Genomic DNA, 12,413 nt, shown 5'->3' with positions numbered 1-12,413 from the left:
CCCGTCCCGCTATCCCGGCCGGCCGCCGACGGCCCCAGTCCAGCCCGGGACCGGCCCCCGCCCCGGGGCGGCGCCTGGGACCGGGCCCTGTCCGTCCGCGCCCGCGGGCCCGGCCGGCCGCCGACGGTCCCGTCCCCCCGGGACCCCCCCCCGCGGGAGCGCCCCGGCACCGTCGCGCGTCCGGATTCACTCGTACGGGCCGGGAATCGGTCCGTGCGGGCCGTGCGGGCTACGCTCCGGGGATGGACACCAGGCGCGTGCTGCGTACCACCGGGACCGTGATCGCGGCGGCCGGACTGTTCCTGTCCGGCTGCACCACGGGCGGCTCCGCGCCGGGCGCCGCCGCCTCCGGGCCCGGCCGCGCGGCCACCACGGGCGCCGACCCCGCCGCCACCCCGGCCGCGCTCGCCCCGTACTACCAGCAGAAGCTGACGTGGCGGGCCTGCGGCGTCCCCGGCTTCGAGTGCGCCACCATGAAGGCCCCGCTGGACTACGCCCGCCCCGCCTCCCAGGGCGGCGAGGACATCGAGCTCGCGGTGGCCCGCAAGAAGGCGACCGGCCCCGGCAAGCGCCTCGGCTCCCTGCTGGTCAACCCCGGCGGCCCCGGCGGCTCCGCGATCGGCTACCTCCAGGCGTACGCGGGCATCGGCTACCCCGCGCCGGTCCGCGCCCGGTACGACATGGTCGCCGTCGACCCGCGCGGCGTGGCCCGCAGCGCGCCGGTCGAGTGCCTGAGCGGCCCGGCCATGGACGCGTACACGCAGGTGGACCAGACCCCGGACAACCCGGCCGAGCAGGCGGCTCTGGTGGAGGCCTTCAAGAAGTTCGCGCAGGGCTGCGCGCAGCGCTCCGGCACCGTGCTGCCGCACGTGTCGACGGTCGAGGCCGCCCGCGACATGGACGTGCTGCGCGCCGTGCTCGGCGACGAGAAGCTGAACTACGTCGGCGCCTCCTACGGCACCTTCCTCGGCGCGACGTACGCCGACCTCTTCCCCTCCCGTGCCGGCCGCCTCGTCCTCGACGGCGCCATGGACCCGTCCCGGCCCGCGGTGGACCTCAACCGCGACCAGACGGAGGGCTTCGAGACGGCCTTCCGGTCCTTCGCGAAGGACTGCGCGGCCCAGCCGGACTGCCCTCTCGGGCAGGGAAACCCGGACGAGATGGGCCGCCGGCTCAAGGACTTCTTCCGCAAGCTCGACGCCCAGCCGGTCAGCACCGGCGAGCGCCGCACCCTCGGCGAGTCGCTCGCCACGACGGGCGTGATCGCCGCCATGTACGACGAGAGCGCCTGGCCGCAGCTGCGCCAGGCCATCACCGACGCCATGAACGGCGACGGCGCCGGGCTGCTGGCGCTGGCCGACAGCTACTACGAGCGGGAGGCGGACGGCACGTACCAGAACCTGATGTTCGCGAACGCCGCCGTGAACTGCCTCGACCTGCCGCCCGCCTTCCGCGGCCCGCAGGACGTGCAGGCGGCCCTGCCGTCCTTCGAGAAGGCCTCGCCGGTCTTCGGCCCCGGTCTCGCCTGGGCCTCCCTGAACTGCGCGTACTGGCCCGTCAAGGCCACCGGCACCCCGCACCGCCTGGAGGCGAAGGGAGCCGCCCCGATCGTGGTCGTCGGCACGACCCGCGACCCGGCCACCCCCTACAAGTGGGCCCGGTCCCTGGCCGGCCAGCTCGACTCGGGCGTGCTGCTCACGTACGACGGGGACGGCCACACGGCGTACGGGCGCGGCAGCGACTGCATCGACAGCACGATCAACCGCTACCTCCTGGAGGGCACTCCGCCCAAGGACGGCAAGCGCTGCTGACCGCCCGGACAGCCCTCCCGGCCACCTGGTGCGAGGCACCCCGGATAAGCCTGTAGACTTGGCGCCGCTGCTGATGCGAATCTTCCTCCCGGGAAGTTCTCTCTCCGCAGCTTGCCGCCTTAGCTCAGTTGGCCAGAGCAACGCACTCGTAATGCGTAGGTCTCGGGTTCGAATCCCGAAGGCGGCTCGGAACAGGCCCAGGTCACCAACCGTGACCTGGGCCTTTTGCGTTGTCGTGCAGATGGCTGTGTGCGGGTGGGCCGATCGTTTGGTTGTTCGCCGGGCCTGTTGTCGGGACCCGCAGGGGCGGGGAGGGGTGGCGGGGGATGCCCGACACGGCATCCCACCATCCACTCGGCCGTTCCCTGAGGAGTCATTGGTCATGAATGCTGACATGGGCGCTCGATCCGGCATGGGGCCCCTGCCCGGGCGGGGCGGGTGGCGCGCAGGCGGTGCCGCGGCGGCGCTGGCCCTCGTGGTGCTCGGTTTCGCCGGGCCCGCGTCTGCCACCACGTTCGACTCGCCGTCAGGGGTCGGGGCCTCGGTACGGGCCGATGGCGGTGGTGGTGGCGGCAGCGAGTGCCGGGGCAGCGGGCGTGATCGCACCGGCCCGTCCGGCGCCGTGGGCCAGGGTGGCGGCGGAGAGCGCGACAAGTGCAAGACCGGGCCCACCGGGCCCACCGGCCCGGCCGGCCCGGCCGGGGCGCAGGGTCCTGCCGGGGCGCAGGGACCGCAGGGTGCCACCGGAGCGCCCGGACCGCAGGGAGCAACCGGGGCGCCGGGACCGCAGGGTGCCACCGGGGCCCCCGGACCGCAGGGAGCGACCGGAGAGGCCGGTCCGCAGGGTGCCACCGGGGCGCCGGGTGCCACGGGAGGGGCCGGACCGCAGGGCGCAACGGGGCCGGCCGGGGCCGAACCCGTTTTCGGGGAGTTCCTCCCCACCCAGATCGTGCGCGGAGCGGTGCTGACCTGTGCGACAACCGCCACGACCGCGACCAGCGCGACGTGCAACGGGCCCAAGATCAACAACCGGGACGTCCGGCTCGCGGGCGTCGAAGCCGCAGCCATCTGCAATGCCGTCACCGGACAGGGCTTCAGCACGGCGAGCGGGCAAGGGGCCGCGGTGAATCCCTATGTCATCTGGACGGGTACGACCTGGGCCCTGAGCTCGGCCGGCGCCACACCCATGCTCAACGTCGTCTGCAACCGCTGAGCGGCGCCGCCGCCGTCCGCTGAGCCTCGCCCCGGCGCGGGAGCGTCCGCAGTGCGTCATCCCCGCACGGAGCGCGTTGCGGGTGGGCCCGCGCGAGGTGTTGGGTGGGGGCATGAGTGGATTCCGTGATGCGGGGGGTGAGGGCGTGCGGGACCGGGGCGTCGCCGTGCGGGTGGCCGGGGAGGCGGATCTGGATGCCGTCACCGGGCTGTTCCTGGGGTACCTGGAGTTCTACGAGGTGCCGGTCGAGGATCCGGAGCGGCCGCGCGCGTACCTCGCCGAGCGGATGGCCAAGGGCGAGTCGACCGTGCTGGTCGCCGAGCGGCCCGACGGCGGGATCGTGGGCTTCGCCCAGGTGTACCCGACCTTCGCCTCGCTGGAGATGCGGCCGATCTGGGTGCTGTACGACCTGTTCGTGGCCCCCGCCGGGCGCCGGAGCGGGGCCGGGCGCGCGCTGCTGAGGGACGTGCTGGAGCGGGCGCGGGCGGCCGGGGTGGCCGGCGTACAGCTGGAGACGGCGTACGACAACGAGACCGCCCAGGCGCTGTACGAGGCGGAGGGCTTCGTCCGCGAGAAGTTCCACGTGTACTTCCACGGGCTGCGGTGAGCCGGGGCCCGGGAAGCGGCCGGAAGTTCTGCGGAACACGGTGAAACATCCGGTGGGGTTCGGCGCGTCCTAGTGAGTGTGGGCGTGCTGCGGGGGCGCGCCCCGTAAGAAGGGGGAGGGATGAGAGGGTCCCGTACGGACGGGTTCCGCGAGTTCGCCGCCGCGCGCACCGGGCACCTGTACCGCTCTGCGTGCCTGCTGACCAGTGGTGACACCCATCTCGCAGAGGATCTCGTGCAGGAGACCCTGGGGCGGATGTACGTGCTCTGGGGGCGGCGCCTCTCACGGATCGACAATCCGGCCGCGTACGCCCAGACCGTGCTCGTGCGCGCGTTCCTGACGCACCGTCGCCGGAGCTCCTCGTCCGAGCGCCCGCACGGGGAACTCCCCGACACGGACGCCGCGCCCACGGGCGCGGACCCGGCGCTTCGGGTCACGCTGCTGGGGGCGCTCGGGGAACTCTCGCCCAAGGACCGGGCGGTGATCGTGCTGCGGTACTGGGAGGACCGCAGCATCGAGGAGACCGCCGACGCGATGAACGTCAGTTCCGCCGCCGTGCGGACCCGCTGCACCCGCGCGCTCTCCCGGCTGCGCGACCAACTCGGCGGGACCCTCGTCGAGTTCGCCATGCGCTGACCGGCGACTGCCGCCGGCGCCACCCGTCGGCGGCACGCGCCCGTACCGCTTCCATTTCCGCTTACGCCCTACGAAGGTGTGGTTCCGCATGCCCTTTGAAGACGATCTCGGACAGGCTCTCCGGCAGACCGGGGACGGGTTCAGCACCGACCAGCGCGCCCTGCTCGACGGCGGCGAGCGCCGCGGACGCCGCCGGCTGGCACGCCGCCGGGCCGCGGCCGTCACCGGCGGTGCGCTGACCCTCGCCCTGGTGGCCACGGCCGGCGCGTACGCCGGCGGACTGCTCGGCGGCTCCGGCAGCGGCGCGTCGGTGGCCTCGGGGAAGGGGTCGGGGAACGGTGGGGACCCGGGCGTCCCGGAGCGCGGCGGCAGCGGGGCGGTGACCCCGGAGATGCTGATCGCGACGCTGAAGGGGCTGCTGCCCGCCGGCACCCTGACGGACACGCGGGCACGGGGCACCAAGGACCAGGCCCCGTACGTCTCCGGCGTCTTCGACGACGGGAAGGGCCGGTCGCAGATCTCCGTCGGGCTCAGCCGCATCGACCCCAAGGGGACGATGTTCAAGCAGATGACGGACTGCCCGAGCCCGACGCAGGTGCCGCACGACGGGTGCACGGAGGAGACCCTGCCGGGCGGCGCCCGCCTGCTGCTCTTCCGCGGGTACGTGTACCCCGACCGCCGCAGCGACACGAAGAACTGGCGCGCCACGCTGGCCACCAAGGACGGCTACCTGATCGACGCCAACGAGCACAACGCGGCCGCCGAGAAGGACTCGGGCATCACCCGGCCCAACCCGCCCCTCACCATGGCCCGGATGAAGGCCCTGGTGACCTCCGACAAGTGGCACGCCGCGCTGGCGGACCTGCCCGCGGCGCCGATCGAACCGCCGGTGGAGGCGCCGTCCGGCGGCAACGTCCAGGGGCGGCTGATCTCCCTGCTGCCCAAGGGCCTGAAGGTCGTGGAGAAGGGCGACGACGGCCCGGACTACACCTTCCTCGTGCTCGACGACGGCAAGGGCGAGTCGCTGGTCCAGATCAACGTCCAGTCGAACATGGGCGACCTGGCCGGGGACCTCTTCGGCAGCGGGGACGTGACCACGCTGCCCGACGGCACCAAGGTCAAGGCGGAGAAGAAGGTCGGCGAGAAGGGCGGCGAGGGCGTCGTCTGGTGGTCGGTCGACACGCTGCGCCCGAGCGGGCTGCGCGTGGTGGTCTCGGCCTTCAACGCCCCCACGCAGCACGCGGCGGCTTCGCGGGAGACGCCCGCGCTGACGATGGAGCAGCTGAGGGCGATCGCCACCAGCGTCAAGTGGAAGTAGGGCCCGGGGGCTCCCGGTCTCCGGGGGTCCAGGCGCCCGGTCTCACTTCGCGTCGGCGTAGCACTCCACCACGGCCGTCGTGAACGGGAAGCGCACGGGGGTCTCACCGAAGGCGATCCGCCCGGCCAGGTCACCGGCCGCGCGGATCGCCTCCGCCACGTCCGCGGCCTCCTCGGCGGGGCAGTGCACGATCACCTCGTCGTGCTGGAAGAAGACCAGCTCGGCGCGCATCCCGGCGGTCGCCCGGCGCAGGGCCGCCAGCATCAGCAGCGCCCAGTCCGCGGCGCTGCCCTGGACGACGAAGTTACGGGTGAAACGGCCGCGGGCCCGGGCGTTGGTGGAGGCGTACCCGGGGGTCCAGTCCGGGGCACCGTCCTCGGAACCGGGGCGGCCGTAGGAGCCGGAGCCGGGGCCGGGGCCGAAGCCGGAGCCGGGGTCGGCCGAGCCGGCCGGGTCGTCCTGGGGGAGACCCGCCTCGTCGGGGCCGTCCGTCCCCGCGCCCGCCGCCGGCGGGCAGGTCCGGCCCAGGTGGGTGCGTACCAGGCGGCCCTCCTCGCCGGCCTTCGCCGCCTCGTCGACGTACGCGACCGCACGCGGGAAGCGGCGGCGCAGGGCGGCGAGGTTCTTGAGGCCGTCGCCCGAGGTCTGGCCGTACACCGCGCCCAGCACCGCGATCTTGGCCATCTCGCGGTCGCCGGAGAAGGCCCGGTCGGAGACCGCCTTGTACAGGTCGCCGGGCTGGCCGGCGACGTCCATCAGCCCCGGGTCGCGCGAGATCGCGGCCAGCACCCGCGGCTCCATCTGGTCGGCGTCGGCGACGACCAGGCGCCAGCCGGGGTCGGCGACCACGGCCCGCCGGATGACCTTCGGGATCTGGAGCGCGCCCCCGCCGTTGGTGACCCAGCGGCCGGTGACCGTGCCGTTCGCGATGTACTCCGGCCGGAAGCGGCCGTCGTGCACCCAGTCCTGGAGCCAGGACCAGCCGTGGGCGGTGTAGACGCGGTAGAGCTTCTTGTACGCGATCAGGGGCTCGACCGCGGGGTGGTCGATCTCCTGGAGCTCCCAGCGGCGGGTGGACCTGATCCGGATGCCGGCCTCCGCGAAGGCCTTGATGACGTCCGCGGGCAGCTCGGGGCGCACGCGCCGCCCGAAGGCCTCCGAGACCTCGTCGGCCAGCTCGGCCAGCCGGCGCGGTTCGCCGCGGCCCGCGTAGCGCTCACCGAGCAGTTCGGTCAGCACGGCCCGGTGGACGTCGGCCCGCCAGGGCAGGCCCGTCGCGTTCATCTCCTCGGCCACCAGGGCGCCGGCCGACTGGGCCGCGGTGAGCAGGTGGAGGCGGTCGGGGTGGGCGGTGGCGTCGTGCCGGCGGAGCTGGTCGGCGTAGACCGCGAGCAGGGCGTCGAAGGGTACGGGTGTGGTGGCCGCCGGGCTGAAGAGGCTCGACTGCGTGCCGCGCTCGGGCGTGCGCTGCGGGGGGTCGGGGGGTACGGGGGAGTGGGTCAGGCGGGCCCAGGCCGCCGCGGCCGAGCGGGGATCGCCGGAGCGGCCCTCGTGGCCGAGGAGGAGCAGCTCGGCGTCCTCGATGTCGTAGCAGCGGTCGACGCGGGCGCCGGCCGCGAGGATGCGGGGGTACAGCTCGTGCGTCGCGCGCCAGACCCACCGGGTGCCGGGCGGTGCGAGGTCCAAGGCGGCGGTGAGGCCGGGCACGGTGCGTACGGGGGCGGCGGGGCGGCCGTCCGGGGTGAGGGGCACGACGCGCACGGGTCCGTCGGCGCCCGTACCCGCGCCGGGCTCTCCGCGGTCACCGTCCTCCCCTCCGCCCTCGGCGAGGGCCCACCGCTCGCGGTCGCTCATGAGTGCGAGTGTGGCAGGGGGGACTGACAGGGGGCGTCACGGCCGGGCCGGGCGGTGGGCGGATTTTTGTCCACAGGGTGTGGACGGGGTGGCGTGGCGGCCGGGTGTTCGTTTCCGGCGGTGGGGTGTTCCCTTCCGCGGGCGGCCGGTGTTCCCTTCCGCGGGTGGCCGGTGCTCCCTCCCGACAGTGGCCGGTGTCCCCTCCCGGCGGTGGCCGGGTGTTCCCTCCCGCGCCCGCAATGCGACGCTGAGGTACGTGAACGAGACCGTCGACCGCGCCTTCGCCGCCGCCCTCTCCTCCCTGGACGACACCGGCCTGGACACCGGTGCCTCGCTGCTCGCCGCCGACGCCGGGGCCTGGCCGGAGACCGGGCGGGAGCTGCTGCGGCGCGGTTCCGCGTACGTACGCCAGGCCTGGGAGCGTGGCTGGCAGCCGGCCGACGTCCTCCGGCTCGTCCGGCGTGACCTGGACGAACGCCACGCGCGCCTCGCCCTCGACCTGATCGCCGCCGAGGGCCGCCGGTACGGCGCGGGGCAGCTGACCGGGCGGTGGACCGCCCAGCTCGACGAACTCGGTGGCGCCGAGGTCTGGTGGGACGGCGACGAGCGGTACGCGCCCGAGGCCGCCCGGCGTGAGTCGGCGGACCGGTTCGCGCTGGCCACGGCCGTCCTGGAGACGCTGCGGCTGCTGGTCCGGCTGCCTTCGGTGGAGCCGGTCGGGCCGCTGCCGGGCGACCCGCTGGCGGCGCTGCCGGTGGCGCACGGCGACCCCAAGACCCTCGGCCGCATCCGGGCGCTGCTCGCGAAGGCCGAGGCCACCCCGTACCCGGAGGAGGCCGAGGCGCTCAGCGCGAAGGCCCAGGAACTGATGGCCCGCCACACCCTCGACGAGGCGGCGGTGGCCAGGCCCGGGCAGGTGCCGGGGGCCTGCCGGATCGGGGTCGAGCCGCCGTACGAGGAGGCCAAGGCGGTGCTGCTGGACGCGGTGGCCACCGCGAACCGCTGCCGGGCGGTGTGGAACTCCGCCTACGGCTTCTCGACGGTGGTCGGCTTCGAGGGCGACCTGGAGGCGGTCGAACTCCTCCACACCTCGCTGCTGGTGCAGGGCACCCGTGCGATGACGCGGGCGGAGGCGGGACAGCGGGCCGGCGGCCGCAAGCGCACCAAGACCTTCCGGCAGTCCTTCTTCCTCGCCTACGCCTCCCGGGTCGGCCACCGGCTGGCGGAGACGGCCGAGCACGTGGTGGAGGACGCGGGGGCCGCGGACGGCGCGCTGCTGCCGGTGCTCGCGGCGCGGGACGTGGCGGTCACCTCGCGGGCGGAGGAGATGTTCCCGCGTACGACCACGACCCGCCTGCGCGGGGCCACCGACGAGGCCGGCTGGCTGGACGGCACGGCGGCCGCCGACCGCGCGGACATGGGCACGGGGCGCAAGGGCCTGGACCGCGGCTGACGTCGGAACGGGGCGCAAGGGCCCGAACCGCGGCCGACTGCGGTGCGGACGTCGACGGGCCCGGTCAGTCCCAGGAGTTGAAGAGCAGTTCGCTCAGCACGCCCGGCCGCCAGTAGCGGATCTGGGCGGCTTCGGCGTCCGACAGCGCGCCCAGGTCCACCCGGCCCAGCGGCGTGGCCAGCTCGTCCACCGTCAGGGACCGCAGGCCGAGCGGCGCGAAGTCGGATGCCCAGGAAGGGGGTTCGACGAAACCCGTGACGGGCGGGGCGGGGACGGGCGGGCCGGGGGCGGGCGGGGCGGCCGTGAAGGCCAGCAGCGGCAGGTGGTGGTGGCGGAGCACGACGTGGGTCTCCGCGTGACGGGTGAGGGCGACCGCCTCGAAGACGGCCATGGGGTCCGTGGCCACTGCGGTGACGCGGGCTCCGGTCCGGCGCGCGATCTCGTGGCAGGTACGGAGGAACGCCGCGCGGTCGGTCGCGGCGAGCGGCTCGTCGCCGTGGCCCCGGAAGCCGGTGGCGCCGCGCGGGAGGCGCATCACCGGCCCGTCTCCTCGCCGGCGGCGTGCGGGGAGTTGCGGGACGGGGCGTCGGGGAGGTCGGACCGCAGGGCCTGCGTCTCCGCCTTGAGGATGCGGAGGGACCTGCCGAGGCCGGGCGCCATGTCGGGGAGCTTCTTCGAGCCGAAGACGAGGAGGCAGACGAGGAGCAGCAGCGCCAGGTGCCAGGGTTCGAGGGCGTTCCTGATCATGTGGGGCTCCTCCTGGGGGCGGGGTGCGCCCGGCGTGCGGGGCGGGTGTGGTGTGCGGGGCGGTGCGGCGTGCCGGGCAGGTGTGGTGTGCCGGGCGGGTGTGGTGTGCTGGGCGGGTGCGGCCTGAGGGGGTGGCGCCCGGCCATGCAACCACCGCCGGGCGGGACCGTACAAACCTGAAGGAGTCCTGAAGAGACGTCACCGGCCGCCCCAAACCATCCCAATTCGCGCTGAACCGGTACGCTCGACGCCATGAGCTGGCTGCGGGCGCTGAAGGAGACCGCCCGGTCCGGGATGACCGTCGAGCGCGCCCGCCTGGAGCCGCTGATCGCCGTTCGCGCCGCCGCCGGGCTCGCCCTCGTCATCGGTCTCGGCCTCGCGTTCCTCGGCCCGGGCGCGGCCGCCAGCTCGGCGTTCGGCGCCTTCCAGGCCGCCGTCGCGACCTTCCAGCGCAGCTGGCGCCCGCGTCCCGTGCTCGCGCTCGCGTCCGGACTGACGCTGGCCGTGAGCACCTTCATCGGCTACCTCGTCGGCGCCTCCCACACGGTCGCCTTCCTCGCCCTGCTCGCCCTATGGACCTTCGTGTCCGGCCTGATGTGGGCCGCCGGCCCGACCGCCGGGATCATCGCCTCGGGCAACGTGGCGATCATGCTGGTGACGGTCACGCTGCCGACCTCCGTGGCCCAGGCCGCCGGCCACGCCGGGATGATCGCCCTGGGCGGGGTGGTGCAGGCGCTGCTGATCGTGCTGTTCCCGGTACGGCGGTGGGGCGCCCAGCGCGACGCGCTCGCCGACGCCCTGGCCGCCGAGGCCGACTACGCCCGGCGCCTGCGCGAAGACCCCCGCGCGGTCTTCGACCCCGCCCCGCTGATGGCCGCCCGCGACGCGGCCACCGTGACGCCGCGTCAGGCCCGGCGGCGCCCGGCGGAGCTGCACGGTGCCCGGGGCCTCGCCGAACGCATCCGGCCCGTGCTCGCGCTGCTGGCCGACCCGTCGGTGGGCGCCCCCGCGGAGGGGCCCGCCCGCGACCGGGTGCGCGAACTGCTGGGCGCGGCGGCCACGGTGCTGGACGCGGCGGCGCGGGGCATCCGGCACGGGGAGGCGGTGGCGCTGCCCGGGCCCGCGCTGGCGGTGCTCAAGTCGCCCGACACCGGGGAACTGCTGGCCGGCCCGGCCCGGCGGGCCGCCGCGCGGCTGGCGGCGCTGCTGGACGACGTCCTCGAGACCGCCGAGCCGGGTACCGGGCGGACCGCGCGCGTCGAGGAGTCGATGCTCCGGCCGACGCTGCCGCGCCTGGTGCCGCTGGTGGTGCGGGCGGTCCGCGTCGAACTGCGGCCCGGCTCACCGGTCCTGCGGCACGCGACGCGGGTGGCGGTGGTCGCCTCCGCGGGGTACCTGATCGGGCAGTGGCTGCCGTTCGGGCACGGGTACTGGGCGCCCATGGCCTCCGTGATGGTGATGCGGCCGGACTTCACGCAGACGTACTCCCGGGCGGTCGCGCGGTTCGGGGGCACGCTGGTCGGCGTCGGGCTCGCCACGGTGGTCGTGCAGGCCGCGGAGCCGGGGATGTACGTGTCCGGTGTGCTGGCCGTGACGTGTGCGGGGCTGATGTACGCCCTGATGCGCACGGGGTACGTGGTGGTGCAGGCCTGCGTCGCCGGGTACGTGGTCTTCCTGCTGGGCATGGGCGGTACGCGGTGGGACCAGACGGTGCCGGACCGGGTCGCGCTGACGCTGGTGGGCGGGCTGCTGGCGATGCTGGGGTACGCGCTGTACCCGGCCTGGGAGACGCCCCGGCTGCGCACGCGGCTGGCCGACTGGCTGATGGCGGACGGGCGGTACGCGGCGGCCGTGCTGCGGCAGTACGCGGTGCCGGTCGCGGACGCGGGGGCGGTCCGGGCGGCCCTGCTGGACGCGCGGGCCGCGCGGGTGGCCTGGCAGGAGGCGGTGGCCCGGGCCGCCGGTGAACCCGTTCGGCACCGGGGGCTCTCCCGTGCCGCGGCCGAGGACGCCGCCGCCGCGCTGGCCGCGTTCGCGCGGCACGCGATGCTCCTGGAAGCCCACAGACCGCTCCACCCGCCGCAGCCGCCGTCCGGCACCCCCGGCGCCGCAGCCGCCCCCACCCCGGCCCCGCCCCCGGCCGCGGTGCCGGCCGGTGACGCGGGCCCCGGCGCCGACCCCGTGCCGGTGCGTGATGCGCTCCCGAGCACCGGAGCCGCGCCGGTGCGTGATGCGGTCCCGAGCACCGACCCCGTCCCGGTGCGCGACGCGGTCCCGGGCGCCGACCCCGTCCCGGTGCGTGATGCGGTCCCGGGCGCCGACCCCGTCCCGGTGCGCGACGCGGTGCCGGGCGCCGACCCGAGCACCGGAGCCGTGCCGGACGGCGGACGGGTACGGGGCTCCGCGCCCGCATCCGGAGGCGGGTTGGCTCCGGCTGCAGCCGCCGAGGTGGAGGCGCTGGCAGCGGCCGTGGAGGCGGTGACCGCGCGGGCGGGCCGGGCGGTGCGGGAGCGGCGGGTGCCGGAGTTCCCCGAAGTGCGGGGTGTGGCGGCGGCGCTGCCGGAGGGTGCGCTGCGGACGGCGTCCGTGCAGTAGGCGGACGCGCTGGACGCGGTGGCGGAGGCCCTGCGCCCCTGACGCCCAGGGAAATGTCCCCCACCCCACCCTTCTCCCGTTCACCGGGCTGCGCCCGGACCCGCCTCGGGCTGCGCCCGGACCCGCCTCGGGCTGCGCCCGGACCCGCCTCGGGCTGCGCCCGGACCCGCCTCGGGCTG

Annotated in this window: 10 protein-coding genes and 1 tRNA gene; 8 read left to right on the top strand and 3 right to left on the bottom strand. The window is 75.6% G+C overall.

Annotated elements, in window-relative coordinates; all coding sequences use genetic code 11:
• The first annotated feature begins 242 nt into the window (after positions 1-242).
• The 6 genes from ACIQUQ_RS09340 to ACIQUQ_RS09315 all read left to right on the top strand — a co-directional run bounded on the left by ACIQUQ_RS09340 (position 243) and on the right by ACIQUQ_RS09315 (position 5,585).
• Positions 243-1,811 carry an alpha/beta hydrolase gene (locus ACIQUQ_RS09340; RefSeq protein ID WP_403973121.1) on the top strand — a complete coding sequence of 523 codons (1,569 nt, stop codon included), beginning with the start codon at positions 243-245 and terminating at the stop codon, positions 1,809-1,811.
• 113 nt (positions 1,812-1,924) lie between these two features.
• A tRNA-Thr gene (locus tag ACIQUQ_RS09335) sits at positions 1,925-1,998 on the top strand.
• Between the two features lie 762 nt (positions 1,999-2,760).
• A complete protein-coding gene (locus ACIQUQ_RS09330; RefSeq protein ID WP_403973119.1) occupies positions 2,761-3,024 on the top strand; it encodes a hypothetical protein in 264 nt (87 codons plus the stop codon).
• A gap of 112 nt (positions 3,025-3,136) precedes the next feature.
• Positions 3,137-3,631, top strand: a complete 495-nt coding sequence (locus ACIQUQ_RS09325) for a GNAT family N-acetyltransferase (RefSeq protein ID WP_403973116.1) — start codon at positions 3,137-3,139, stop codon at positions 3,629-3,631.
• Positions 3,632-3,751: 120 nt separating this feature from the next.
• Positions 3,752-4,267, top strand: a complete 516-nt coding sequence (locus tag ACIQUQ_RS09320; RefSeq protein WP_403973113.1) for a SigE family RNA polymerase sigma factor — start codon at positions 3,752-3,754, stop codon at positions 4,265-4,267.
• A gap of 88 nt (positions 4,268-4,355) precedes the next feature.
• Positions 4,356-5,585 carry a hypothetical protein gene (locus ACIQUQ_RS09315; RefSeq protein WP_403973110.1) on the top strand — a complete coding sequence of 410 codons (1,230 nt, stop codon included), beginning with the start codon at positions 4,356-4,358 and terminating at the stop codon, positions 5,583-5,585.
• A gap of 42 nt (positions 5,586-5,627) precedes the next feature.
• On the opposite strand, the gene ACIQUQ_RS09310 is transcribed toward ACIQUQ_RS09315, so the two are convergent.
• Positions 5,628-7,439 carry a bifunctional 3'-5' exonuclease/DNA polymerase gene (locus ACIQUQ_RS09310; protein ID WP_403973108.1) on the bottom strand — a complete coding sequence of 604 codons (1,812 nt, stop codon included), beginning with the start codon at positions 7,437-7,439 and terminating at the stop codon, positions 5,628-5,630.
• 256 nt (positions 7,440-7,695) lie between these two features.
• Between ACIQUQ_RS09310 and ACIQUQ_RS09305 the strand changes: the two genes are divergently transcribed.
• Positions 7,696-8,892: a DUF2786 domain-containing protein gene (locus tag ACIQUQ_RS09305; protein WP_403973105.1), complete on the top strand. Its 1,197-nt coding sequence runs from the start codon at positions 7,696-7,698 to the stop codon at positions 8,890-8,892.
• A 64-nt stretch (positions 8,893-8,956) separates the two neighbouring features.
• Here ACIQUQ_RS09305 and ACIQUQ_RS09300 read toward each other — a convergent pair whose 3' ends face one another.
• Together ACIQUQ_RS09300 and ACIQUQ_RS09295 are read right to left on the bottom strand one after the other, a co-directional pair.
• Positions 8,957-9,427 (bottom strand): hypothetical protein, encoded by a 471-nt coding sequence (locus ACIQUQ_RS09300; RefSeq protein ID WP_403973103.1) that lies wholly within the window; start codon positions 9,425-9,427, stop codon positions 8,957-8,959.
• The gene (locus tag ACIQUQ_RS09295; RefSeq protein ID WP_403973101.1) at positions 9,427-9,639 is read right to left on the bottom strand and encodes a twin-arginine translocase TatA/TatE family subunit; all 213 of its coding nucleotides are present in this window, start codon (positions 9,637-9,639) and stop codon (positions 9,427-9,429) included. Before ACIQUQ_RS09295 ends, ACIQUQ_RS09300 begins: the two co-directional genes overlap by 1 nt.
• Before the next feature lie 252 nt (positions 9,640-9,891).
• Here ACIQUQ_RS09295 and ACIQUQ_RS09290 point away from each other — a divergent pair, with 252 nt between their 5' ends.
• Positions 9,892-12,234, top strand: coding sequence for an FUSC family protein (locus ACIQUQ_RS09290; RefSeq protein WP_403973099.1), 2,343 nt, complete (start codon positions 9,892-9,894; stop codon positions 12,232-12,234).
• Positions 12,235-12,413: the final 179 nt, after the last annotated feature.

Source organism: Streptomyces sp. NPDC101118, from assembly GCF_044759445.1.
GTDB lineage: Bacteria > Actinomycetota > Actinomycetes > Streptomycetales > Streptomycetaceae > Streptomyces.
Note: the sequence above shows the minus strand (reverse complement) of the source record. Positions and strands in the feature narration are given on the sequence as shown.